General features: G+C 37.9%; 2 protein-coding genes. Both read right to left on the reverse strand.

Going from position 1 to position 1,705, the window contains the following annotated elements; all coding sequences use genetic code 11:
• Positions 1–75: 75 nt before the first annotated feature.
• Positions 76–1,428, reverse strand: coding sequence for a hypothetical protein (locus tag AB1471_RS16825; RefSeq protein ID WP_367780913.1), 1,353 nt, complete (start codon positions 1,426–1,428; stop codon positions 76–78).
• Positions 1,377–1,705: hypothetical protein (locus AB1471_RS16830; protein ID WP_367780914.1), on the reverse strand; the 329-nt coding region annotated here is incomplete at its 5' end. The genes AB1471_RS16830 and AB1471_RS16825, both read right to left, overlap by 52 nt.

Genomic DNA, 1,705 nt, shown 5'->3' on the forward strand with positions numbered 1-1,705 from the left:
ATGTCCAAGGTTTAGAGATTACTTGCATGGATCTTGATGTTTTTGCACCAGAACCAAATTATTTCATGTTATCTATTAATCAACCATCCACTCGACGCGTTTTGAATCATCTGACCATTTTCCTAACACGTATTGAATATTGTCGCTGGCTCGTCCTTCGTCGTTGAATCGTTCTTCATGTACATTTAAAATCAAACCATTATTCAATTGAACAATGTCGTTATCTAACCCTTCAAATGATGTGTAACGTTCTTCTCCATTCCAACTCTCCCAAGAAAGTTTTTCGTTCTGTACTGTAGCAATCTGGCTATAAGCAGGAAAATATTTTTCAAGATTACCCGCTTGAGTATACATTGATAAAACATATCCATTATCAAGCTGTAAAGAAACCGGTCTGTGCATTCTGGAAACATATTTTTCAGCCGAAATAAAATCAATTGAATAATCTTGAGCCTTACCTATTGAATACCAAAGATCAGCAGAATTTTCTCCACTATGTGTTTCCAATATATAATCATCTTTTAATACGGCTATGTTAGGATAATTACCATTGTCATAGAAATCTGAAGCGATTGATGTATCTATCCACTCTAATGTTCCATTTTCAAATGTTGCATGTTGATAATAAAGATTATATGCAACTCCGAAAAATGACGTGTGGTATACATTTACGATTGTCCCATTACTTAGAATATCTATTTGAGGACTATAGGAATCTCCATGTGTTACATAGTGATTTCCAACACTGTACCAATTAATTTCTCCATTTTCATATCGTCCTAAATTATAATATATAAATCCTATTCCTCCCTCATGTACATCTACTACATAACCATCACCTAAAGATAGTACAGATGGTTTTTTACCAGTATCGTATTTAACAGGATCAGTCCAGTACATTTCCCCATCGATATATTCTCCTAATTGATAAAGAAGATCCCCTTTATGATCTTTGGTAGACAATACTAATCCATTATCTAAAACAGTGATTGATGGATTTTCTCCCACTCCATAATTCGAATCACTATTAAGAGGTAAATTCCAAACTAATTGATCATCCTCGTATCTACCTATCTGTTCATGAATTTCTGCATTCATTTCACTGACTATTAGTACACGGTTTAATTCGTTATCCATTTCAACAATATCTGCATTTTTCGCTGTTCCAAAATTAATTTGTTCACTCCAATACAATTCATCGTCTATGTATTCACCTAATCGATACCAAAGATTATCACTGGTTTGTCCTCCGTAGACATTTAGCACTCTACCATCATCAAGAACGATAATGGAAGGATCTTTACCATAAGAAAAGTGATCTTTTTCAGTGGTCCATTCGATTTGATCGTTCTCATTTATAATGCCTATCTTGTAGTTTAATTCTCCTGTTCCTCTATGCTTGAAGTCTCCTTCATTTTCATAGTCCACTCCTCCCGTTTCCTCCCCCGTTCTCCTTTCCCCTTTCTCCCTTTTTTCCCCCCCCTCTTTTTTTCCTTTTTCCTTCCCCCCCTCCTCCTTTCCCTCTTCTCTTTCCCCCTCTTTTCCCCTCTCTCTCTTCCCCCCCCCCTTCTCTCTCCCCTTCCCTCCCCCCCTCCCTTTCCTCTCCTTCCCCTCCCTCCCTTTCCTCCCTCTCCTTTTTCCCTCCCCCTTCCTCCTTCCTCCTTCCCTTCCCTTTTCCCCTTTTCTTCCCCCTCTTTTCCCTCTC

The organism is Jeotgalibacillus marinus (assembly GCF_040801915.1).
Classification (GTDB): domain Bacteria; phylum Bacillota; class Bacilli; order Bacillales; family Jeotgalibacillaceae; genus Jeotgalibacillus; species Jeotgalibacillus marinus.